Below are 21,777 nucleotides of genomic sequence, written 5' to 3'. Positions count from 1 at the left end.
GTCGACACCCGCCGCATGAGCGACTCCTGGTACGCCATCGACCGGCTCGAACACCACAAGACCCCCTTCGTCGTCGCCGTCAACCGGTTCGACAACGACGCTTCCTCGTTCTCGCTGGCGGAGATCCGCCAGGCGCTGTCGCTGCCCGAGCACGTCCCGCTGATCGACTGCGACGCACGGGTACGCTCCTCCGGCAAGAACGTACTGATCACCCTCGTGGACCACCTCTACGAACTGGCCATGGCCCGGGAGATGACACCATGACCGACCCCGCAGGCCCCCTCGGCCCCGCAGGCCCCCTCGCAGCTGTACCGGGCGATGCGCCGCGAGCACGGCGCGGTCGCCCCGGTCCTGCTCGACGGGGACATCCCCGCCTGGCTGGTGCTCGGCTACGCCGAGGTCAGCTACGTCACCAGCCACGACGACCTCTTCGCCCGGGACTCACGGCGCTGGAACCAGTGGCCCAACATCCCGGACGACTGGCCGCTCATGCCGTTCGTCGGCTACCAGCCCTCGTTGCTGTTCACCGAGGGCGCGGAGCACCAGCGGCGGGCCGGCGTGATCAGCGAGGCGCTGGAGGCCGTCGACCAGTTCGAACTGGCCCATGTGTGCCGGCAGATCGCCGAGGGGCTCATCGACACGTTCGCCGGCAGCGGGCAGGCCGAGCTGATGGCCTCCTACGCGCACGCTCTGCCGATGCGCGCGGTGGTCCAGCTCTGCGGGATACCGCAGGGCGACGTGGACACCGAGGACCTGGTCCGGGACCTGAAGATCTCGCTGGACGCGCCCGAGGACGACGACCCCGTGGCCGCGTACCTGCGCGTGCAGGAGCGCATGGAGCGGCTGGTCAAGGAGAAGCGGAACAGCCCCGGTCCCGACGTCACGTCCCGGATGCTGGCCCACCCGGCCGGGCTGACGGACGAGGAGGTCGTCCAGGACCTGATCACCGTCATCGCCGCGGCCCAGCAGCCGACGGCCAACTGGATCTGCAACACGCTGCGGCTGCTGCTGACGGACGACCGGTTCGCGCTGAACGTGTCGGGCGGCCGGCTCAGTGTGGGGCACGCGCTCAACGAGGTGCTGTGGCTGGACACCCCGACGCAGAACTTCGTCGGCCGGTGGGCGGTGCGGGACACCCAGCTGGGCGGCCGGCACATCAAGGCGGGCGACTGCCTCGTGCTGGGCTTCGCCGCGGCCAACACGGACCCGCAGATCTGGCCCGAGGGGCATGTCGGGGCGGAGAACTCGGCGCACCTGTCGTTCAGCAACGGCGAGCACCGCTGCCTCTACCCCGGCCCGCTGCTGGCCGACGTCATCGCCCGTACCGCGATCGAGACGCTGCTGGAGCGGCTGCCGGACGTGGTGCTCGCCGTGGAGCCGGAGGAGCTGACCTGGCGGCCGTCGATCTGGATGCGCGGGCTGACCTCGCTGCCGGTGCGGTTCACTCCCGTCGTACGGTGACGAACGCGGGCGGCGGATGTGCCCGCCGCCCGCGCCCGGCCGGCATGTGCCGCACGGTGCCCGGCATGTGCCGTACGGTGCCCGCACGTGCCGCCCGGCGTCGTACCGGGCCCGCCGCCCGCCGTCAGGACCCGACGGGGGTGAACTCGACCGGCAGGGACTCGGGCCCGCGCGTGAACACCCCGCGCTCCGCCGGGTCGAAGCCGTCCGCGAGGCGCATGTCCGGCATGGCGTCGAGCAGTTGGTTGACGCCCGTCTCGACCTCGGCCTTGGCCAGCAGCGCGCCGACGCAGAAGTGCCGGCCGAGGGCGAAGGCGAGATGGTCGGCGGCGGCGGAGAAGGCCGTCGTGGTGGTCAGGTCCTCGCGGAAGATGTCGAAGGTGTCCGGGTCGCGGTAGCGGGTGCCATCCCGGTTGGCGGCCCCGATCAGGCAGGTGACCGTGGCTCCGGACGGGATCGTGCCGCCGCTGACTTCGACGTCCCGCGCGGTCTGCCGCATGATCATGTGCACCGGCGGGGTGTACCGGAGGGTCTCCGCGAACGCCCGCTCGATCAGCCCGCGGTCCTGGCGTACGGCCGCCAACTGGTCCGGGTGCGCCAGCAGATTGGCCATGATGCCGGCGATCGCCTTGTCCGTGGTCTCGCCCCCGGCCGCGAGCAGCAGGCTGCAGAAGGCCTTGATGTCCTCGTCGCTCATCCGTACGCCGTCGACCTCGGCGGCGCAGAGGGTGGACAGCAGGTCGTCGCCCAGGTCCTCCCGGCGCCGCTGGATGATGGGCAGCATGTACTCCGCGAACTCGACGCGGGTGCGCTCACCGGCCGCCGCCACCTCCGGGTCGGCGGACAGGTTGCCGAGAAAGGCGATGACCGCGGTGTACCAGCCGTGGAACCGGGGGTGGTCGGCCTTGTCGAGACCCAGCATGTCGGCGATCACATTGACGGGGAACCGGGTCGCGTAGTCCCGGACCAGATCGGCGGAGCCGGTGTGCCGGAAGGCGTCGATCAGTTCGCGGGAGTTGCGCTCGATGACCGGCTGGATGGAGTCCCGGAGCTGGCCGCCGCGGAACGCGGGGGCGACCAGGGCCCTGCGCACCGCGTGTTCCCGGCCGCTGAGCTGGAGGATGGTCCTTCCGTGGACGGGTTCGAGCTGCCAGTCGTAGTTCTCGGTGGTGAAAGCGGCCTCCTTGTCCTTGAAGGCCCGCTCCACGTCGTCGTACCGGGAGATGATGTAGCTCCGCGTGGCCTCGTGCCAGATGAGCGGCGCGCTCTCCCGCATGACGCGATAGGCCGGATACGGGTTCGCGGCGAACTCCGGCGAGAGTATGTCGGGGACCTGCGGTGCGGTGGGCATGGATGCTGCTCCCTCGGTCGGTACGGTCCTGATCGGAGGACGCTCCGTGCGACCAAGGTTATTGATCAACGGCCGTCGAGAACAGGCCAGGGCCCGGCCGGGCGCGCGCCGCCGAGTGCGCCCGTCGCGGCACCGGGTGCGCCCGTCGCGGCGCGGGCTCGCGCCCGAGGGATGTGCGGGCGGGGCGGCGGCGCGGGCGTCAGTCGGCGGCGGGCACGGTGTCGGGCTCCCCGGGCGCCGGCGTCGCCGCCGCCCGCTCGGCGGCCTTCTTCGCCCGGTTCTTCAGGACGAGCATGGACGTGAGCCCGATGAGGACGGCGAGCACCAGCCCGAGCCAGGAGAAGCGCTTGAGCCAGGCCTCGGCGACCACGCCCACGGTGTAGACGACCGCTGTCGTACCGCCGGCCCAGACGATGCCGCCCAGCACGTTGGCGATCAGGAACTTCCAGTACGGCATGCGCAGCACGCCCGCCAGCGGTCCGGCGAAGATCCGCAGCAGGGCCACGAACCGGCCGAAGAAGACCGCCCACATGCCCCACTTCTCGAAGGACCGCTCCGCCATCGCGATCTGTGCCTCGCCGAAGTGCTTGGGGAACCTGCCCCCGAGCCAGGCGAGCAGTGGCCGCCCGCCCTTACGGCCGATGGCGTAGCCGATGGAGTCCCCGATGATCGCGCCGGCGGTGGCACAGGCGCCCAGGACGAACGGATCGATCTCGCCGTGCTGGGAGGCGAGCAGCGCGGAGCTGACGAGCACGATCTCGCCCGGCAGCGGGATACCGAGGCTTTCCAGCCCGATGACCACCCCCACCAGGAGGTAGACGCTGACCGCGGGGACGGTCTCAAGCCACTCCTGGACGTGCAACGCCGGTTCCTTCCGTGAAGTGCGCGATGTCCGCGGTGATCGGTCCGCGACGGCCGGCGCGACGGTCAGGAAGCGCTGATCGCGGCCGGGCGGCTCGGGTGTGCCCGCTTCCCGCGGGCGGCCGCCGCGCGGGCGTGCGCGGGTGCAGCGCACGCCCGTGCAGCCTACCCGGTGTCCCGAGGCGGCCGGGAACACGGAGCGGCCGGCCGGGAACGATCAGGTACCGGAGTGGCACCGCCGCCCGTGGCGCGCGGACGATCAGGCGTTGGGGCGGAGGGTCCATACGACGGTCATCTCTCCCGTGACCGCGCCGTCCTCCCGGGCGAGGGCGATCGCCACCGGGAACTCGGGCCGCTCCCCCGCGTCCAGCTCCGCCACCACGTCCCGGACCGGCCGGCCGAGCGTCGCGGTCGCCGTGACCGCGCCCATGGCGAGTTTGCGGTAGTCGATCTCCGCCCGGACGGCGAGCGGCACCGCGCGGCCGAGCTGGTCGCCGAAGGCGGCCAGGACGATCGCGCCGCTGGCGCTCTCGGCGAGTGTGAACATCGCTCCGGCATGCGGGCCACCGACGTGGTTGTGGTAATCGGGCCGGTCGGGCAGGCGGACGACGGCCCGTTCCGTGGTGGTCTCCAGGAATTCCAGCCCCAGGGTCCTGACCATCGGAACGGTGGCGGCGAGCAGTTCGCCGGTGGACATCTGATCAGCGCTCATACGGCGTGATGTTACCTACGAGTAGCAGAGCTTCACCATCCCCTGACGGGCCGGACGTGGCAGCGGCCGAAAAGCACCTCTATCGTTATTCGCCATGTGGCCAGGACAGCAGCCGCCCGGGGGCGAGCAGAACCCGCAGGACCAGACACCGAATCCGTACCAGCAGCCGGGGTACCAACAACCGAATCCGTATCAGCAGCCCGGCTACCAGCAGCCGGGGTACCAGCAGCCCGGTCACCCGCCGTCCGGGCAGCAGCCGGCGCAGCCCGGACCGCCTGGACCGCCCGGACCGACTGGCCAGCAGCCCAACCCGTACCAGCAGCCGACCGTGCCGCAGCAGTACTCGGTACCGGGGCCGCCCGGCGGCCCCGGCCCCTCGAAGGACAAGAAGAACACGACCGTCGTGGCGGCCGTCGCCGCGGCGGTGGTGGTGGCCGTCGCCGCGGGCACGGCGTTCTTCGTTCTGGGCGACGACGACAAGAAGAAGGACACGGCCTCCGGCGACGACAAGGCGTCCGCGTCGGCATCCGCGCCCGAGGAGGACCCGGCGCCGGCCGAGTCCGTCGCCAACCCCCGGGACGGCTCCGCCAACAAGCCGCAGATATCGGGCTGGAAGGTCGTGACCAATCCCAAGCACGGCACCCAGTTCGACGTGCCCGCGGACTGGGAGGTCGACAAGCCCGACGTCCACTCCGGGTTCGAGGACGCCGCGAAGGGGGACGGCTCGCCCGTCGTCACCTTCTCCGCCCCCGCGACCTACAAGTCCCAGTGGTGCTCGCAGGACACCAACAAGGACGGCAAGCAAGAGGACAGCAGCCTCGCCGGCGTCGGCACCAAGGGCGGCCGGGGCGCCAAGGACACGGCGTCGGCGGCCCGCAGCGAGGCGGGGACCTGGGTCTGGGCCGCGTACGACCAGGCGCAGACCCCGGAGGAGGCCACGAAGTCGGGCACGGTGAAGATGAGCGAGGCCGAGGCCTACACCACCACGACCGGTCTCAAGGGCCACTTCGCGACGGCGACCGCCACCGGCGTCGCCAAGAAGAACAAGTGCGACACGGACGGCAAGTCGATCGCCTTCACCTTCACCAACGCCAAGGGCGACTACGCGACCTGGGTGCTGTACGCCAACGCCGGTGTCCCCGACGAGCTGTCGGACGACACCATGAAGAAGATCATGAGCACGGTGCGGCTGGCCTCGCCGCCCGCCTGAGCCGGTCCCCGGGCGCCGGAAAACCGCTTGGCAGCCGGGTCCGGCCGCGCGATAGTCCCTCGGGTGACGTCTCCCGCCGCCGACACGGGCCACCGCCGTTCCGCCTGGGCCGGCCGTAACTACACACTGCTGACCGCCGCGGCGATCATCACCCAACTGGGCAGCCAGGGGGCGCTGATCGCCGCGGCGTTCGCGGTCATCCAGGCGGGTGGCGACGCCGGGGACGTGGGGCTGGTGGCAGCGTCCCGTACCGTCCCGCTGGTGCTCTTCCTGCTGGTCGGCGGCGCGCTCGCGGACCGGCTGCCGCGCCACCGGGTGATGGTGGGTGCCAACGCCCTCAACTTCGCCTCGCAGGGAGCCTTCGCCGCGCTGGTCCTCCTCGGCGAGCCACACCTGTGGCAGATGGCGCTGCTGTCCGCGCTGGGCGGCACCGGCCACGCCTTCTTCAGTCCCGCCTCCGAGGGCATGCTGCTGTCGAGCGTGACCGCGGCGCAGGCGGGCCGGGCGTTCGCGCTGTACCGGATGTCCGTGCAGGGCGCGGGCATCGGCGGCGCGGCACTGGGCGGCGCGCTGATCGCGGTGGTCGGTCCCGGGTGGGTGCTGGCCGTCGACGCCGCCGCCTTCCTCGTCGCCGGGGCGCTCCGCCTGTTCCTCGACGTCGGCCACATCCCGGCGCGCACGCCGGGGGACGGGATGCTGGCCGACCTGCGGGACGGCTGGCGGGAGTTCACGGGCAGGGCGTGGCTGTGGGCCGTAGTGGCCCAGTTCGCGGTGGTCAACGCCGTCGTCGTGGCGGCCGAGGCGGTGTACGGGCCGGTGGTCGCCCAGGAGGAGCTCGGCGGCTCGGGCCCCTGGGGCTTCGTGCTCGCCGCGTTCGGGGCCGGGACCGTGGGCGGCGCGCTGCTGATGGCCCGCTGGCGGCCCCGGCGGCTGCTGCTCGTGGGCTCGCTCTGTGTCTTCCCGTACGCCCTGATCCCGGCCGGCGTCGCGGTACCGCTGCCGACGGCGGGGCTGGCGGTGGCCATGTTCCTGGCCGGCCTGTCGATCGAGGTGTTCGGCGTCGCGTGGATGACCGCGCTGCATCAGGAGATCCCGGAGGAGAAGCTGTCCCGGGTCGCCGCGTACGACATGCTGGGCTCGGTCGCCATGATTCCGCTCGCCACGGCGCTGGCGGGACCGGCGGAGGCGACCTTCGGCCGGACACAGGCGCTGTGGGGGTGTGCGGCTCTGGTGGTGCTGCTGACGGCCGCCGTACTGTTCGTGCCCGACGTACGGAGGCTCGCCCGTCGTGAGGCGAAGGACCCGGTGGCCGCGTCGGCGCCGGACGTCTCAGACGCTGAAGGCGCCGTCGGGCGGGCGGGGTGAGGGCACCGCCCCGCTGTCCCGTACCGGCGCCGCGCGGCCGGCCCGCCGCCGCAGCGCCGCGCCGTGCTCGACCCGGGCGGGGAAGGCGTCGGCCGCCGCACGGCGGGCGAGCGCGGCAGTGTCGAGGGGGCGGCGGGAGGCGGCCAGGACGGTGTTGCCGAAGCGGCGGCCCCGCAGTACGGACGGCTCGGCGATCAGCGCCAGTTCGGGAAAGACGGCGGCGAGGGTGGCCAGTTGGGAGCGGAGGAAGCCGAAGGGCGCTCCGTCGGCGAGATTCACCGCGTAGATCCCGTCGGCCCCCAGCACCCGGGCGGCCTGGCGCGCGTACTCCACGGAGGTGAGGTGCGCGGGGATGGTGGAGCCGCCGAAGACATCGGCGATCAGCAGGTCGGCCGCCCCGTCCGGAGCGGCCTCCAGCCACCGCCTGGCGTCCGCGCCGTGCACGGTGATCCCGCTGTCGTCCGGTATCGGCAGCCGCTCGGCCACCAACGCCAGCAGGGCCCCGTCCGCCTCGACGACGTGCTGGGCCGAGCCGGGACGGGTGGCGGCCACGTAGCGCGGCAGGGTGAGCGCCCCGCCGCCGAGGTGCCAGACGGTGAGCGGCGTGCCCTCGTCCGCCGCGCAGTCGATGACGTGGGCGAGCCGCCGTACGTACTCGAACTCCAGGTGCCGCGGCTCGTCCAGGTCCACGTACGACTGCGGCGCGTCGTCGACCGTCAGCAGCCAGGCCCGTGCCCGGTCCAGGTCGGGCAGCAGCCTGGCGGTACCGCCGTCGACGGCGCGGACGACGGGGACGGGCTCGGGGGCGGAGGCGGGCTCTTCGTGCACGTGCCCATTGTCGCGCGGGCGGAACGGCCGGGCGCGACCGCCCGGCCCCCGAGCCCGGCCGGAGGGCGAAGGCCGGCCGGAGGACGGAAGGCCGGCCCCGGCCGGCGAACCTACCGGGGCGGGGGCGACCGGGCGCGGGGCCGGCCGACCGGGCGGCGAGCCCGCCCCGCGACGGATCGCCGGCCTGGAACCGGCCCCGGCCGGGCCGGCTCCCGGCGGTAGCGGCCGGCTCAGAGCAGCGCGGTGACCGTTCCGGCGCCGACCGTACGGCCGCCCTCACGGATCGCGAAGCCGAGCCCCGGCTCCAGCGGCGTGTCCCGGCCCAGCTCGACGGTCACGGTGACCGTGTCGCCGGGGCGCGCCACCGCCGCCTCGCCCAGGTCCATGTCGCCGACCACGTCCGCCGTACGGAGGTAGAACTGCGGCCGGTAGCCGGTGGTGACGGGCGTGGAGCGGCCGCCCTCCCGTGCGGGCAGCAGATGGACCCGCGCGGTGAAGCGGCGGCTCGGCACGAGGCTGCCGGGCGCCGCCACGACATGGCCCCGGCGGACCGCGTCGCGCGGCGTACCGCGCAGCAGCAGCGCGACGTTGTCCCCGGCCTGCGCGGACTCCATCGGCTTGCCGAAGGTCTCCAGCCCGGTGACGACCGTCTCGACACCGGCGCCCAGCACCTCCACCCGGTCCCCGACGCGCACGGTGCCGCGCTCGACGGCACCGGTGACGACCGTGCCCCGGCCCGTGATCGTCAGGACGTTCTCCACGGACAGCAGGAAGGGCGCGTCCGTGTACCTGACGGGCACCGGCACATAGGTGTCGACGGCGTCCAGCAGGGCCTCCACGGCGGCGACCCAGCGCGGGTCGCCCTCCAGGGCGCGCAGGCCCGAGACCCGGACGACGGGCGCGGTGTCACCGCCGTAACCGTGCGCGGTGAGCAGTTCGCGGACCTCCAGCTCGACCAGGTCGGTCAGTTCCGGGTCGCCCGCGTCGGCCTTGTTGATCGCCACGACGATGTGGTCGACGCCGACCTGCCGGGCGAGCAGGACGTGTTCGGAGGTCTGCGGCATGATCCCGTCGAGCGCGGAGACGACGAGGATGGCCCCGTCGAGCTGGGCGGCCCCGGTCACCATGTTCTTGATGTAGTCGGCGTGGCCCGGCATGTCCACGTGCGCGTAGTGCCGGGTGTCGGTCTCGTACTCGACGTGGGCGATGTTGATGGTGATCCCCCGGGCGGCCTCCTCCGGGGCCCGGTCGATCCGGTCGAAGGGCACGAAGGTGCCGGTCCCCCGGTCGCTGAGCACCTTGGTGATGGCCGCGGTCAGGGTGGTCTTGCCATGGTCGACATGGCCCATGGTGCCGATGTTGAGGTGCGGCTTGGTCCGCACGTACGCCGTCTTGGACATGAGGTACGCAACCGTTTCTCGAAGCGTGAGCGGGACCCCCGGGTCTTGCCGACCCTCCCCCTGCGGGGTCCGCCGGACGATCCGGGAAGGGTCAGCTTCGGGCGCCGCCGAGGGGCGCCGCCGCCGCAGCGTCGAGTGCGGCGGGCGCGGGGCGCGCGGCAGCCTTCGGCGCGTCCGCGACTGCGGACGGCGCTGCGGGGAAGGCGTACCGGAACATGCCGTCGATACTGGCCCGGTGGTGCCTCGCGCGTCGAACGGTTTTTCCGGACGGCCCGGTTGGGCGCGCCTCCGGAGGGCCATGGGGAACACCGCGCGGCGATCACACAGGTCTGTCGGTTAGTCTCCCCGAATGTCCGACACCATCACCCGGGGCTCCTCGGGGCTCGTCGTCCGCTGCTCGCGGATCCTGCTCTCCCCCTGGTCGCGTTTCTCGGTCCTGGTCGCCGTGCTGGCCGGGGCGGCCGTCGTGGTGTCGCTGTACGAGCCCCAGAGAGTGCTCACGGAGGGCATGCCCGCCCGGATCGGCGGGGGCGCGGCCCTGGTGCTGTTCGCGCTGGCGTACGGGCTGTGCGCGGTCGCGTTCGTCCCGCGCCCGCTGCTCAACCTGGCCGCGGGAGCGCTCTTCGGTGCGCAGTTCGGGCTGGCCGCCGCGCTGGCGGGGACCGTGCTGGGGGCGGGGCTGGCCTTCGGGCTCGGCCGGTTCCTCGGCCAGGAGGCGTTGCGCCCGCTGCTGCGCGGGCGCTGGCTCACGGCGGCCGACCGGCAGCTGAGCGGGCACGGCTTCCGGTCGATGCTGGCGATCCGGCTGTTCCCCGGGGTGCCGTTCGCCGCGGCCAACTACTGCGCGGCCGTCTCGCGGATGGGGTGGGCGCCGTTCCTGCTGGCGACGGCTCTCGGGTCGGTTCCCAACACGGCGGCGTACGTGGTCGCGGGCAGCCGCGCGGCGGCCCCGACGTCCCCCGTGTTCCTGGTCGCGCTGGGGTTCATCGTGCTGACCGGGCTGGGCGCGGCAGCCGTCGCCTGGCGCAAGCGCCATCATCTGCGCGGGCGCTGATCCCCGCGGCGGGCCGTGCCGGGCGGCCCGACGGCGCTGACCCGCCGTCCCGGATCCGCCGCCCCGGGTCCCGTGGCCCCCGGCCGCCGACCCGGGCCTTGCGGCCCCCGGCCCGGCGGTCCGGATCCGGCGGCCGGATCCGCCGCCCGGGTGCGCCCGTCCCCGGCCCGGTGGTCAGTTCCGCGATACGGGGCTCAGCCCCAGGTCCCCGCCGGGCGGTGGGGCGGAGAAGCGCGCCACGTCCGCTTCCGTCACCCGCTCCAGTTCCCCCGGGGACCAGCGGGGCGCGCGGTCCTTGTCGATGACCTGCGCCCGGATCCCCTCCAGCAGGTCCGGGGTGTCGAGCGCGGCACAGGAAGCGCGGTATTCCCAGTCGAGCGCCTCCTCCAGGGTGTTCAGCCGGGCGGCCCGGCGCAGGGCGGCGAGGGTGGCTTTAAGAGCGGTGGGTGATCGGCCCAGGATCGTCTCCGCCGCTTCCTTGGCGGCGGGCTCGCCGTGGCCGAGCAGCCGGTCGACGATCTCCTCGACGGTGCCGGCCGCGTAGCAGGCGTCGATCCAGGCCCGGTCGGCGGCGAGTTGGCCGGCCGGCGGGGCCGACGCGTACCGCCGTACCGTCTCCCGTACGTCCGCCCCGTCCCGTACGCGGTCGCCGGCGAGCGCGGCGCGCAGCGCGGGCAGCCGGTCGGCGGGTACGTAGTGGTCCGCGAGCCCGCACAGCAGCGCGTCCGCCGCGCCCGCCGCCCGTCCGGTGAGCGCGAGATGGGTGCCGAGCGCGCCGGGTGCACGGGTGAGCAGCCAGGTGCCGCCGACGTCGGGGACCAGCCCGATGCCGGTCTCCGGCATCGCGACGGCCGACCGTTCCGTGACGACCCGTACGTCACCGTGCGCGGAGACGCCGACGCCACCGCCCATCACGATGCCGTCCATCAGCGCGACATAGGGCTTGGGGTAGCGGGCGATGCGGGCGTTCAGCCGGTACTCGTCGCGCCAGAACGGCGCCGAGGCGCCGCCGCCCGTACGCGCGTCCTGGTGGATCGCCCGGATGTCGCCTCCCGCGCACAGCCCGCGGTCGCCGGCCCCGTCGACGACCACGGCGGCCACGCTCTCGTCCCGCTCCCACGCCGTCAGGGCCTCGGCGACGCGCAGCACCATGGGGTGGGTGAGGGCGTTGAGGGCGCGGGGGCGGTTGAGCGTGACGCGGCCCGTGCGCCCGGCCCTGGCGATCAGTACCGGTTCCTCGTGAGCCATGCTCCGGTTGGTTCCTTCCCCTGGGCCGACGCGACGTTCCCAGTATCGGCCCGCCCCGGCCGGGCCCCCGCGCCGGGTGACGCGCGGGACGGCGGGACGCGGTCGCGTCAGCGGTCCAGCGCGTCGAGAATCCGCTCGGCCGCGGACGTCGCCGTGAGCGTGCCCTCCCGTACCCGGCGCTCCAGCTCCGGCGTCAGCTCCCGGACCGCCGGGTCCTCCCGCAGCCGGCTCAGCAGTCGCTCGCGGACCATCGACCAGGCCCACTCCACCTGCTGGTCGGCTCGGATCGCGGCGAGGCGGCCGTCGGCGTCGAGCAGGGAGCGGTGCTGTTCGAGGCGTTCCCACACCTCGGCGAGCCCCGTGCCCTCGCGTGCGCTGCAACTGAGGACCGGGGGCGTCCACACCGCGTCCGGGGAGCGCATCAGCCGCAGCGCGCCCGCCAGTTCGCGCGCGGCGGAGCGGGCGTCCCGTTCGTGCGGGCCGTCGGCCTTGTTGACGGCGATGACGTCGGCCAGTTCGAGGACGCCCTTCTTGATGCCCTGGAGCTGGTCGCCGGTGCGGGCGAGGGTGAGGAGCAGGAAGGAGTCGACCATGCCCGCCACGGCCGTCTCGGACTGGCCGACGCCCACGGTCTCGACGAGCACCACGTCGTACCCCGCCGCCTCCATCACGACGACGGTCTCCCGGGTCGCCCGCGCGACCCCGCCGAGGGTCCCGGCCGTGGGCGAGGGACGGACGAAGGCCGCGGGATCGACGGCCAGCCGCTCCATCCGGGTCTTGTCGCCGAGGATGGATCCGCCGGTCCGGCTGGAGGACGGGTCGACGGCGAGCACCGCGACCCGGTGTCCCTGCCCGGTCAGCAGCGTGCCGAGCGCGTCGACGAAGGTGGACTTGCCGACGCCGGGGACCCCGCTGATCCCGATCCTGCGCGCTCCCCCCGCGTAGGGGAGCAGTTCGGTCAGCAGGCGCTGGGCGAGCGCGCGGTGGTCGGCGCGCGTGGACTCCACCAGCGTGATGGCTCGGGCCACGGACGCGCGGTTGCCGTCCAGTACGCCCTTGACGTAGGCGTCGATGTCGATCCGGGGCGGCACGCACTCACCTCTCGTCGCCGGGCACCGGGCTGCCGGAGGCGGGGTCGGCGGCGGGCTCGGGGGCGGATCCCGGCACGGCAGCGGGGTCGGCGGCGACGTCGGGGCCGGCCTCGTGCTCCAGCGACCGCGCCAGCTCCGTCAGCAGGGCCCCCGCCGCGTCCGGGATCACCGTCCCCGGCGGGAACACCGCGGCCGCACCCGCGCGGCGCAGTTCCTCGACGTCCCCGGGCGGGATCACCCCGCCGACGACGACCATGATGTCCTCGCGGCCCTCCGCGGCGAGGTGTTCGCGCAGCGCCGGTACGAGCGTGAGGTGTCCGGCGGCGAGCGACGAGACGCCGACGATGTGCGCGTCCGCCTCGACGGCCTGCCGGGCGACCTCGGCCGGCGTCTGGAACAGCGGGCCGACGTCCACGTCGAAACCCAGGTCGGCGAAGGCCGTCGCGATCACCTTCTGGCCCCGGTCATGGCCGTCCTGGCCCATCTTGGCGACCAGGATGCGCGGGCGGCGGCCCTCGGCGCGGGCGAAGGACTCGACGGCGGCGCGGGTGCGCTCCACGGCCGGGGAGGTGCCTGCCTCGTTGCGGTACACACCGGCGATGGTACGGATGCGGCCCGCGTGGCGGCCGTACACCCGCTCCAGGGCGTCGGAGATCTCCCCGACCGTGGCCTTCGCGCGGGCCGCGGCCACGGCCCGGGCGAGGAGGTTCCGCTCCGGCCCGGGGCCGGGCTCCGCCTCCGCCGCGGCGGTCAGGGCGCGCAGGGCGTCCTGGCAGGCGTCCTCGTCGCGTTCGGCGCGCAGCCGTCGCAGCTTCTCGATCTGCCGGCCGCGGACGGCGGAGTTGTCGACCTTGAGGACGTCGATCGTCTCGTCGGTCTCCACCCGGTGGGTGTTGACGCCGATGACGGGCTGGCGCCCGGAGTCGATCCGCGCCTGGGTGCGGGCCGCGGCCTCCTCGATCCGGAGCTTGGGGATCCCGGCGTCGATGGCCCGTGCCATGCCGCCGGCCGCCTCGACCTCCTCGATGTGCTGCCAGGCCCGCCGCGCGAGGTCGTGTGTCAGCCGCTCGACGTACGCGCTGCCGCCCCACGGGTCGGCCACCCGGCAGGTCCCGGACTCCTGCTGGAGGAGCAGCTGGGTGTTGCGCGCGATCCGGGCCGAGAAGTCGGTGGGCAGCGCGAGCGCCTCGTCGAGCGCGTTGGTGTGCAGCGACTGGGTGTGGCCCTGGGTGGCGGCCATCGCCTCGACACAGGTGCGGGTGACGTTGTTGAAGACGTCCTGCGCGGTGAGCGACCAGCCGGAGGTCTGCGCGTGGGTGCGCAGGGACAGGGACTTCGGGTCGGCGGGGCCGAACCGCTTGACCAGCTTGGCCCACAGCAGCCGGGCGGCCCGCAGTTTGGCGATCTCCATGAAGAAGTTCATGCCGATGCCCCAGAAGAAGGACAGCCGGGGCGCGAACGCGTCGATGTCCAGTCCGGCGCCGAGCCCGGCGCGCAGGTACTCCACTCCGTCGGCGAGGGTGTAGGCCAGTTCCAGGTCGGCCGTCGCCCCGGCCTCCTGGATGTGGTAGCCGGAGATGGAGATGGAGTTGTAGCGGGGCATCTCGCGCGAGGTGTGGGCGAAGATGTCGGAGATGATCCGCATCGACGGCTGCGGCGGGTAGATGTAGGTGTTGCGGACCATGAACTCCTTGAGGATGTCGTTCTGGATGGTCCCGGTCAGCTGCCCCGGCGGTACGCCCTGTTCCTCGGCGGCGACGATGTACAGCGCGAGAACGGGCAGCACCGCGCCGTTCATCGTCATCGACACGCTCATCCGGTCCAGCGGGATGCCCTCGAACAGCCGGCGCATGTCGAGGATCGAGTCGATGGCGACGCCCGCCATGCCGACGTCGCCGGTGACCCGGGGGTGGTCGCTGTCGTAGCCCCGGTGGGTGGGCAGGTCGAAGGCGACCGAGAGGCCCTTCTGCCCGGCGGCGAGGTTGCGCCGGTAGAAGGCGTTGGACTCCTCGGCGGTGGAGAAGCCCGCGTACTGCCGTACGGTCCAGGGCTGGTTGACGTACATGGTGGGGTACGGGCCGCGCAGGTACGGGGCGATGCCGGGGTAGGTGGCGAGGAAGTCGAGCCCGGCCAGGTCCCGTTCGGTGTAGAGGGGTTTGACGGTGATGCCCTCGGGGGTGTCCCAGCCGAGGTCGTCGGCGGAGGTGCCGGTGGCTTCCTTGACGGCCGTACGCCACTGCTCCTCGGTGACCGGCGCGGCGTCGCGGGCGCCCGCCCCCGCGCCGGGCGGGGGTCCGTCGAGTGCGATCTCGGAGAAGTCGGGGATCCTCATCACGCCACTCCCATCCGGTCGAGAACGGAGCCGAGGACGGCGACCGCGTCCGTGCCCACGGAGACGAACTCGTCGATCCCCGCCCGTAGATACGTCTCCCGGTGTTCGCCCGGCCGGCCGGCCAGGAAGACCCGGGCCGCGCCGGCGGCCTTGAGCGCCTCGGCGACGGGGGCCGCCCGCTCGGCGTAGAGCGCGTCACTGGAGCACAGGCAGGCGACGGTGGCCCCGCTGCGCGCGAAGGCGTCGGCGGCCGTGTCCGCGTCGACCGACACCGGGTCGTGCACGGTCTCGATGCCGCCGGCCCGGAAGAAGCCGGTGGCGAAGGCGGCCCGGGCCGTGTGCGCGGCGGCCGGTCCGAGCGCGGCCAGGAAGACCCGGGGGCGGGCGCCGGTGGCCGCGAGGTGCGCGTCGGAACGGGCCCGCAGCGCCTCGAACGCCTCGTCGCGCCGGACCACCGGGAGCCCGCCGCCCGACGGCGCCGGTGCCGGTTCCCGCTCGACGGGTGCCTGGTCGAGCAGCGGGAACTCGCTGACGCCGGTGATGGGTTCGGCCCGCCGGGCCAGCCGCCCGGACCGCTCCCGCCAGGTCCCCTCGATCCGCTCGCCGATCAGACCGGAGCGCAGGGCGGCCCGCTGGCCCCCGGCCCGTTCGATCTCCTGGAACCAGGCCCAGGCGGCGCGGGCGAGGTCGTCGGTGAGCCGTTCCACGTACCAGGAGCCGCCGGCGGGGTCGATGACCCGGCCCAGATGGGACTCCGCCAGCAGGATCGTGGAGGTGTTGCGGGCGATTCTGCGGGCGAACGTGTCGGGCAGCCCGAGCGCGTGGTCGAAGGGCAGCACGGTCACGGCGTCCGCGCCGCCGAGGCCGGCCGCGAGCGAGGCGACGGTGGTGCGCAGCATGTTCACCCACGGGTCGCGGCGCGTCATCATCACCGGCGAGGTCACCGCGTGCTGGCGCTGCGCCCCGGCCCCGGCGGGCGCGCCGCAGACCTGGGCCACCCGGGCCCACAACCGCCGCCCGGCCCGGAACTTGGCGATCGTCAGGAACTGGTCGGCGGTGGCCGCGTACCGGAACTCCAGCTGCCCGCAGGCCGCTTCGGCCGAGAGCCCGGCCCCGGTCAGGTCGCGCAGCCAGCCGACCCCGGTGGCCAGGGCGCAGCCGAGTTCCTGGGCGTCGGAGGCGCCGGCCTCGTGGTACGGCAGCCCGTCGACGCAGACGGCGCGCAGGCCGGGGTACGTCCGGTCGCAGAGCGCGGCGAGTTCCACGGCCCGGTCGATGTCTCCGGCCGTCCGACGTCCCGTACGGGCGAACCGGCCGACGGGATCGGCGCCGAGGCCGCCCCGGGCGGCGTGCGGCGCGATGCCGCGCCGGTCGTAGAGCGCCAGCAACGCGCGTGCGGCGGACGCGAACTGGTCGTCGGCGTCGAGGACGACGGGGGCGAGGTCGAGATGGACTCCGTCGAGGGCGGTGGCCAGTTCACCGGCGGGCACGCCGGCGGTTCCGACGGTGAGCCAGAGGGAGGTGACGCCGTTCTCCAGATCGGCGAGCACGGCCTCGTTGGTCCGCCGGGGATCGGGATGCGCGTGCCGTTGCCGTACGTCCCAGCCGGAGACGGCGGCGCCCTCCGGGCGGCCGGCCCGGGTGAACGGCGCGAATCCCGGCAGACCCGTGCGCGCGGCGCCGAACCCGGCGGGGGCCCCGGCGCCGTCTCCGCAGTCGCCCTCCGCGGTGTCCCCGCGGGCGTCCTCGTAGGCGTCGTCGGCGAGGCTTCCGGCGATGTCCTCGGCGGTGTAGAGGGGGCGGGTGGTGAGCCCGTCCTGGAGCGTGGTGAGAAGCGCTTCCTCCGCGGCCGGCCCCGTCAGCTCCCGCCCTGACTTGCGCAGTACGCCTGCCACCAGGCTCTGCCATTGCGCGCGGGTCGCTTCCGGGAACTCGGCGGCCAGGGAAAGCCCGTCATCGGGCAGGACCGTCATGCCCAGATGTTAGGGCAGCGCGCCGGAAGAGCAGCAGGGCGCGCGCGTGTGAGCTATCCCTCTCCTTACCTGCGAGTAGGAGCCGTCATGAGGGGTGACGCTGACGGCCCGTCGGCATACGGGACCGCCCGGGGCCGCCCGACGCGTTCACCTTCACCACCCCGGGCATTTGCCGCGATCACACCGACGCTTTACCCGGGTTTCACCCGAATGACCCCGCGACGGCCCCGCGACAGGCAGACGCTACGCTGCCCACGGCCAACGCCCCACGGCCCTGGCCCTGTCAGCCCGTCACTGCGCCACGGCTCCGCCGGCCAGTGCCCCGAACTCCTCTTGGACGGCGTAGCACCCCATGTCTTGGTTCGAATCATTCATCCTCGGGCTCGTCCAGGGTTTGACCGAGTTCCTCCCGATCTCCTCCAGCGCGCACCTGCGGCTGACCGCGGCGTTCGCGGGCTGGCACGACCCGGGGGCCGCGTTCACGGCGATCACCCAGATCGGCACGGAGGCGGCCGTCCTGATCTACTTCCGCAAGGACATCGCCCGGATCCTCTCCGCGTGGTCCCGCTCCCTGGTGAACAAGGAGATGCGCGGCGACCACGACGCGCGGATGGGCTGGCTGGTGATCGTCGGCTCGATCCCCATCGGCGTGCTCGGCATCACCCTCAAGGACCAGATCGAGGGCCCGTTCCGGGATCTGCGCCTGATCGCGACCACGCTGATCGTGATGGGCGTCGTCCTCGGCATCGCCGACCGGCTCGCGGCCCGCGACGAGAGCGGCGGCAGGCACCGCGCGGGCAAGGAGCGCAAGACCCTCAAGGACCTGGGTGTCCGGGACGGTCTGATCTACGGCTTCTGCCAGGCCATGGCCCTGGTGCCGGGCGTGTCCCGCTCGGGCGCCACCATCAGCGGCGGCCTGCTGATGGGGTACACCCGCGAGTCGGCGGCCCGCTACTCCTTCCTGCTGGCGGTACCGGCGGTGCTCGCCTCGGGCGCGTACGAACTGAAGGACGCGCCTCCTCGGCATCGCGCTGTTCGTGCTGGTCGGGACCGACACACTGAGCCCGCACGCGGGCGAGTCGGCGGGCTGACGACGCCCGGCGGGACGGGGGCGGGCGGGCAAGACCGCTAGAGTTTTTTAGCGGATTTTAGAGCCAATTCGAGCCCTCTCACCTTGATCATCTCCCATCTGTCTCCCACTCTCCCATCCGAGGCCAGGGTGGGAGCGCCACCTGGAGGGGCGGGGATACGACCGCCCCACCCTGGCCGGTCTACGGATGGGCAATGCGGGCGCCTGACGACGTCAGGCGCCCGCAGCCATTTCCTCTCGGAGCCCCATCCCGGGGGCCGAGGGGAAGACCACCCGCCCCACCGGGGGTGCTCGGAAGAGCGGGCGGTCGCCTCAGGGCGACGCGGGTCGCATCGCGAAGATCACTGCCGCCGGTCTGGGCGTGATCCAAAAAAGCTTCAATCTAGCTGCTGACTTAAGATCGCCGCCCGTCGAGCCATCGGCAGGCGCGTACAAGATCAGCGGATGCGTAAGGACTTTACGCAGGAGAAGTTGGCAGAGCGTGCTGGCATCGACCGGTCCACCGTCCAGCGCCTAGAGGCAGGCACCAGCGACGCGAAGATCAGCCACTTACTGCGGGTTGCCCGCGCCCTGGACATACACGTCACCGATTTCCTCGACTGAGCGGCCCGTGGGGGGGCGGCCTATGCTCCTCCTCGCCGCCACCGAGTAAAGCCGATAGTTTCCACATGGAAAAGGGTGTGGCGAGAACGTATCTAAGTGAATCGCGCACACGGGGTGTGAAAGAGTCACCGTCTGCGCATCTCCTAGGCGGTGGCGGTTCACAGCTCCAAGCGCGGGAACCCGTATGAGTCGCGCGGATGCCGGTCGAGGGGCAGTAGGCGCTGAGGACCGGCCTGGCAGGACGGGCAGGCGTACATGACGCGTCCGCCACCGCTACCTGCATGGTGAATGCCAACGCGGGTGGGCAAGGTCGTGGTTTCACCGCACGTTTCGCAAAGTTGCGGCACGAGGAGGTCGAGCGGCGAGGCGGGCTCCACATGCGGGGTGAGGTGCCGCTGTTCGCGGCAGGGGCCGCAGGCGTACATTTCGTAGCCGACGCTCGGCCCGGACTTGATGACCTCGATCAGCTCAGCCGACCGCGAGGGGCCTTTGTGCCAGTGGCACCAGCCGTGAGGGTCTGCGTCGGGGGCGCCGTCGATAGGCTGCGTCATGTCGATACTCCAGCGAGTGTCGGCCGTACCCCCGAGCCCTGCACGGCTGCGGGGGTTTCTGCTGCTCAGAAGCTACCGCTATAGGCCGCCCCATAGTGCCCCATACGGCCATCTACAGGTGCAGGCTGCACCCTCGCGCCATACGTTCCGGGCATGGAGCACGAGCCGATCGAGTACGTGTACGTGCGGGTCGCAAACCAGGTCGAGCAGGAGATCGCGGCCGGGAGGATCCCTGTCGGAGCACGGCTGCCGAATGAGCGGGCGATGGGCGCGGAATACGGGGTCGCGTCTGGAACGGTTCGGCGAGCCGTTCAGGAACTGCGGGACCGCGGGCTGGTGCGGACGCTGCCGAACAAGGGAACGTTCGTGATCGCGACGCCGGCCGCTGACGCTGACTGATTGTCAGTCGCCCGGCCTATCCTTCTGGCATGTCCGCTTCTTCTCGCCCTGGTGCCGCGCGGCCTGCTGCCGTGGTGAATGAGGAGATCCGTGCCCTCTGGGCTCGGGCCGACGGGGTGCTGTCTCCGGTCGAGCAGGAGACGTATCAGCGGCTCCTGGCGGAATGGGCGGCAGCGGTCAGATCTGAGGCTGCCGAAGCAGCGTAGGCAGGATCGCGGCCGTGGGGTGACAGCAGCAGCCCGCCCCGGGCATCACTCCGGGGCGGGGCCAGAAGCAATCCCCGCAGTCTCGGGGATAGATGGTTCTACGATACGAGTCCGCTACGACAGTGCGGCCTCACGGCCACGTCGGCCGACGTCCAGTCCTACGGCGCGGGGGTGTACTCGACTCGTTCCTGGCCGCAGCCGTCAGCAATCCGCGTCAATGCCTTCCGCTCCGCCTGGTCGACGGACAGCTGCCAGCGAAGTTTCGTGCCGACCCAGTCCGCGATGTACGTGCAGCGGGCGTCGGCCAGCGGCGGCATCCAGTCCTGCGGATCCTTGTCAGCCTTCGAGCGATTCGTCTTCCCCGTCACCGCCACGAGGCTGCGCTCGGCGTCGAGGTCGTTGGCGTACTGCTCGCGACGCTTCGCCGTCCAGCCGGACGCCCCCGAATCCCAGGCTTCAGCAAGGGGAACGACGTGGTCGATGTCCAACTGCTTCGGGTCCGTGACTGTGACGCCGTCGTAGTAGGAGTACCACTCCCCCGCGGTCACCTTGCAGCCAGCAGCGACGGTCGCAGGGATCCGTGATTCGGCCTTCAGCGTCTCCTGGCGGGTGTCGCATCCGTGCTTGTCAACGTCGACCCAGTGCTTGAAGAGAGTGCGCTTGTACCCCTCGCGGGACTCCTCGGCGACGGGAAGGACAGAGATGCCTTCAGCGAGCGTGATCGGGGCGAGCGTGACTGGCCCGGCGTCCGCGACTGCGGACGGGGCGGAGGCAGCGAGCTGGAGGGTGAGGAGAGCGGCAGCGGCCAGACCGCGCGTGAAGATGGTCATGGTCCGGTGATACCGGCGCTATGGCCGTTGAGGGCCAGGTCTGCTGGTGTGTCACCCGGGAGGGCGAAATCCTCATACCGGCAGACAGCGGCTCCGCCTCGACGGGGGATGCCAGGCGGAGCCGTAGTCAGTCTGGTACGGGGCGAGCCTACTCGACCGTGCCTTGTTGGAGCCTCACTCCGAGCTTGGCGGCGAGTGCGTAGGCAGGGTGGTTGTCGAGTTGGCGGCGGCGCCGGTTGTACCGCTGGGTGGTGCGTGGGTCGGAGTGGGAGACGGCGTCCTGGACGTCTTGGAGGGGAACGCCGTTGGCGAGGTTGTCGGTGATGAACTGGTGCCGCAGCGTGTGGGGTTTGATGCTGTCGGCTTGCGGGATGCCCGCCCGGCGGGCGAGGACGCGGAGGTGCTTCCAGACTTCGGGCTGCGTCCAGCGGCGGCCGCGCTCGGTGATGAAGAGCGGACCGTCGGTGCGGTCGCCGAGGTAGGCGAGGAGCGCGTCGAGGGCGAGCGGCGGTACGGGCGCGGGCCGCTTCTTGCCGCCCTTCTGTGTGAGGGGCAGCGTGCGATGGCCCCTGTCGTAGCCGAGCTGGTTGGCGTCGAGGGACAGCAGTTCGTCGACGCGGGCGCCAGTGAGATAGAGGAGCATGACGAGGGCGTAGGAGCGGGGTGCCCAGTCGGCGGCCGTCTGGATGAGCCGGGTCGTCTCCTCTTCGGTCATGCCCTCGGTGGGCGAGTAGTCGGGGTCGACGTAGGGCCGGTTGACTGCGGCGAACGGGTCGGAGTCGACGACCTGGAGGCGTGCGGCGTAGGTGTAGAAGCTCCCGGTGGCAGCGAGGGCCTGGGCCTGGGTGGTCTCGGCTGGCGGCTTGCCGTTGCGGGTGGGCGTCTTGGCGAGGTGCTTGGCGTAGGCGTCGGCGAGCGGCAGCTTCGCCTGGAGCGGGTGGATGCCGGTGGAGCGGGTGTACTCCTCCCACGCCTTGAACGTTCGCACGTAGGCCCGCCGGGTGTGGCGGCTCTTCTGGCGGGCGATCCATCCTCCGGCGATGGTGGGGAGCGGGTCGCGGTCGCCGTAGATGGCGGTGAGGTGGTCGGCGAGGTTGCGGGCTTCGTCGGGCCAGTCGTCGCGGGGGTCGTGCCGGTCGGTCGACAACTCCGCCGACGGGCGTGGGACGGGGAATGTGTGATCACGGCCGGGCATGGGCTCTCCAGGAAGCG

General features: G+C 72.6%; 17 protein-coding genes and 3 pseudogenes. 8 read left to right on the top strand and 12 right to left on the bottom strand.

All coding sequences use genetic code 11. The annotated features are described in order from the left end of the window. Together IG02_RS0135200 and IG02_RS0135195 are read left to right on the top strand one after the other, a co-directional pair. Positions 1 to 264: pseudogene (locus IG02_RS0135200) on the top strand (ATP/GTP-binding protein); the annotation flags it as partial. Between the two features lie 27 nt (positions 265 to 291). After that, positions 292 to 1,461, top strand: a pseudogene (locus IG02_RS0135195) (cytochrome P450); the annotation flags it as partial. A 124-nt stretch (positions 1,462 to 1,585) separates the two neighbouring features. Here the strand turns inward: IG02_RS0135195 and IG02_RS0135190 are convergent. From IG02_RS0135190 to IG02_RS0135180, 3 genes are all read right to left on the bottom strand, one after another. After that, positions 1,586 to 2,812: a cytochrome P450 gene (locus IG02_RS0135190; protein ID WP_030757609.1), complete on the bottom strand. Its 1,227-nt coding sequence runs from the start codon at positions 2,810 to 2,812 to the stop codon at positions 1,586 to 1,588. 199 nt (positions 2,813 to 3,011) lie between these two features. After that, positions 3,012 to 3,674, bottom strand: coding sequence for a DedA family protein (locus IG02_RS0135185; RefSeq protein ID WP_030757607.1), 663 nt, complete (start codon positions 3,672 to 3,674; stop codon positions 3,012 to 3,014). A 258-nt stretch (positions 3,675 to 3,932) separates the two neighbouring features. Then, positions 3,933 to 4,385 carry a DUF4442 domain-containing protein gene (locus tag IG02_RS0135180; RefSeq protein WP_078855072.1) on the bottom strand — a complete coding sequence of 151 codons (453 nt, stop codon included), beginning with the start codon at positions 4,383 to 4,385 and terminating at the stop codon, positions 3,933 to 3,935. Between the two features lie 94 nt (positions 4,386 to 4,479). On the opposite strand from IG02_RS0135180, the gene IG02_RS0135175 reads away from it, so the two are divergent. Beyond that, entirely contained in the window at positions 4,480 to 5,595 is a 1,116-nt protein-coding gene (locus tag IG02_RS0135175) for a hypothetical protein (RefSeq protein WP_030757602.1), read from the top strand. 63 nt (positions 5,596 to 5,658) lie between these two features. Then, complete coding sequence (locus IG02_RS0135170; RefSeq protein ID WP_030757600.1) at positions 5,659 to 6,960, top strand: MFS transporter; 1,302 nt, start codon at positions 5,659 to 5,661, stop codon at positions 6,958 to 6,960. Here IG02_RS0135170 and IG02_RS0135165 read toward each other — a convergent pair. Together IG02_RS0135165 and tuf are read right to left on the bottom strand one after the other, a co-directional pair. Next, a complete protein-coding gene (locus IG02_RS0135165) occupies positions 6,925 to 7,788 on the bottom strand; it encodes a spermidine synthase (protein WP_030757598.1) in 864 nt (287 codons plus the stop codon). The genes IG02_RS0135170 and IG02_RS0135165 overlap by 36 nt on opposite strands. 230 nt (positions 7,789 to 8,018) lie before the next feature. After that, positions 8,019 to 9,188 (bottom strand): elongation factor Tu, encoded by a 1,170-nt coding sequence (gene tuf, locus IG02_RS0135160; RefSeq protein WP_030757596.1) that lies wholly within the window; start codon positions 9,186 to 9,188, stop codon positions 8,019 to 8,021. A gap of 349 nt (positions 9,189 to 9,537) precedes the next feature. Here tuf and IG02_RS0135155 point away from each other — a divergent pair, with 349 nt between their 5' ends. Further along, a complete protein-coding gene (locus IG02_RS0135155) occupies positions 9,538 to 10,242 on the top strand; it encodes a TVP38/TMEM64 family protein (protein ID WP_030757593.1) in 705 nt (234 codons plus the stop codon). A 174-nt stretch (positions 10,243 to 10,416) separates the two neighbouring features. Here the strand turns inward: IG02_RS0135155 and IG02_RS0135150 are convergent, their stop codons facing one another. The 4 genes from IG02_RS0135150 to IG02_RS0135135 form a co-directional block, all read right to left on the bottom strand. After that, complete coding sequence (locus IG02_RS0135150; RefSeq protein WP_030757590.1) at positions 10,417 to 11,490, bottom strand: enoyl-CoA hydratase/isomerase family protein; 1,074 nt, start codon at positions 11,488 to 11,490, stop codon at positions 10,417 to 10,419. Between the two features lie 107 nt (positions 11,491 to 11,597). Continuing rightward, the gene (meaB, locus tag IG02_RS0135145) at positions 11,598 to 12,581 is read right to left on the bottom strand and encodes a methylmalonyl Co-A mutase-associated GTPase MeaB (RefSeq protein WP_030757588.1); all 984 of its coding nucleotides are present in this window, start codon (positions 12,579 to 12,581) and stop codon (positions 11,598 to 11,600) included. A 4-nt stretch (positions 12,582 to 12,585) separates the two neighbouring features. Beyond that, entirely contained in the window at positions 12,586 to 14,913 is a 2,328-nt protein-coding gene (gene scpA, locus IG02_RS0135140) for a methylmalonyl-CoA mutase (protein WP_051766163.1), read from the bottom strand. After that, positions 14,913 to 16,886, bottom strand: coding sequence for a methylmalonyl-CoA mutase subunit beta (locus tag IG02_RS0135135; RefSeq protein WP_030757582.1), 1,974 nt, complete (start codon positions 16,884 to 16,886; stop codon positions 14,913 to 14,915). The genes scpA and IG02_RS0135135 overlap by 1 nt, the downstream gene beginning before the upstream one ends. Positions 16,887 to 17,238: 352 nt before the next feature. Here IG02_RS0135135 and IG02_RS37340 point away from each other — a divergent pair. Both IG02_RS37340 and IG02_RS0135125 read left to right on the top strand, forming a co-directional pair. After that, positions 17,239 to 17,977 (top strand): annotated as a pseudogene (locus IG02_RS37340) (undecaprenyl-diphosphate phosphatase). Between the two features lie 398 nt (positions 17,978 to 18,375). Further along, the gene (locus tag IG02_RS0135125; protein ID WP_030757579.1) at positions 18,376 to 18,579 is read left to right on the top strand and encodes a helix-turn-helix domain-containing protein; all 204 of its coding nucleotides are present in this window, start codon (positions 18,376 to 18,378) and stop codon (positions 18,577 to 18,579) included. Positions 18,580 to 18,737: 158 nt separating this feature from the next. On the opposite strand, the gene IG02_RS38125 is transcribed toward IG02_RS0135125, so the two are convergent. Continuing rightward, positions 18,738 to 19,130: a hypothetical protein gene (locus IG02_RS38125; RefSeq protein WP_051766162.1), complete on the bottom strand. Its 393-nt coding sequence runs from the start codon at positions 19,128 to 19,130 to the stop codon at positions 18,738 to 18,740. Between the two features lie 153 nt (positions 19,131 to 19,283). Between IG02_RS38125 and IG02_RS0135115 the strand changes: the two genes are divergently transcribed. Then, on the top strand, positions 19,284 to 19,529 hold the full coding sequence (locus IG02_RS0135115) for a winged helix-turn-helix domain-containing protein (protein ID WP_030757573.1): 246 nt from the start codon (positions 19,284 to 19,286) through the stop codon (positions 19,527 to 19,529). A gap of 364 nt (positions 19,530 to 19,893) precedes the next feature. Here IG02_RS0135115 and IG02_RS0135110 read toward each other — a convergent pair whose 3' ends face one another. Together IG02_RS0135110 and IG02_RS0135105 are read right to left on the bottom strand one after the other, a co-directional pair. After that, positions 19,894 to 20,565, bottom strand: a complete 672-nt coding sequence (locus IG02_RS0135110; protein ID WP_030757570.1) for an HNH endonuclease family protein — start codon at positions 20,563 to 20,565, stop codon at positions 19,894 to 19,896. 148 nt (positions 20,566 to 20,713) lie between these two features. Then, positions 20,714 to 21,777: tyrosine-type recombinase/integrase (locus tag IG02_RS0135105; protein ID WP_234315028.1), on the bottom strand; the 1,064-nt coding region annotated here is incomplete at its 5' end.

This window comes from Streptomyces sp. NRRL F-5135, assembly GCF_000719775.1.
Classification (GTDB): Bacteria; Actinomycetota; Actinomycetes; order Streptomycetales; family Streptomycetaceae; genus Streptomyces; species Streptomyces hebeiensis.
The sequence above is the reverse complement of the archived record's forward strand: the minus strand, read 5'-3'. Positions and strand labels throughout refer to the sequence as shown.

Bases quoted from the DNA above. Each gene is read 5' to 3' on its own strand.
- IG02_RS0135190 (WP_030757609.1), bottom strand. From the start codon at position 2,812: ATGCCCACCGCACCGCAGGTCCCCGACATACTCTCGCCGGAGTTCGCC.
- IG02_RS0135180 (WP_078855072.1), bottom strand. From the start codon at position 4,385: ATGAGCGCTGATCAGATGTCCACCGGCGAACTGCTCGCCGCCACCGTT.
- IG02_RS0135175 (WP_030757602.1), top strand. From the start codon at position 4,480: ATGTGGCCAGGACAGCAGCCGCCCGGGGGCGAGCAGAACCCGCAGGAC.
- tuf (WP_030757596.1), bottom strand. From the start codon at position 9,188: ATGTCCAAGACGGCGTACGTGCGGACCAAGCCGCACCTCAACATCGGC.
- IG02_RS0135155 (WP_030757593.1), top strand. From the start codon at position 9,538: ATGTCCGACACCATCACCCGGGGCTCCTCGGGGCTCGTCGTCCGCTGC.
- IG02_RS0135150 (WP_030757590.1), bottom strand. From the start codon at position 11,490: ATGGCTCACGAGGAACCGGTACTGATCGCCAGGGCCGGGCGCACGGGC.
- scpA (WP_051766163.1), bottom strand. From the start codon at position 14,913: ATGAGGATCCCCGACTTCTCCGAGATCGCACTCGACGGACCCCCGCCC.
- IG02_RS0135135 (WP_030757582.1), bottom strand. From the start codon at position 16,886: ATGACGGTCCTGCCCGATGACGGGCTTTCCCTGGCCGCCGAGTTCCCG.
- IG02_RS38125 (WP_051766162.1), bottom strand. From the start codon at position 19,130: ATGACGCAGCCTATCGACGGCGCCCCCGACGCAGACCCTCACGGCTGG.
- IG02_RS0135115 (WP_030757573.1), top strand. From the start codon at position 19,284: ATGGAGCACGAGCCGATCGAGTACGTGTACGTGCGGGTCGCAAACCAG.
- IG02_RS0135110 (WP_030757570.1), bottom strand. From the start codon at position 20,565: ATGACCATCTTCACGCGCGGTCTGGCCGCTGCCGCTCTCCTCACCCTC.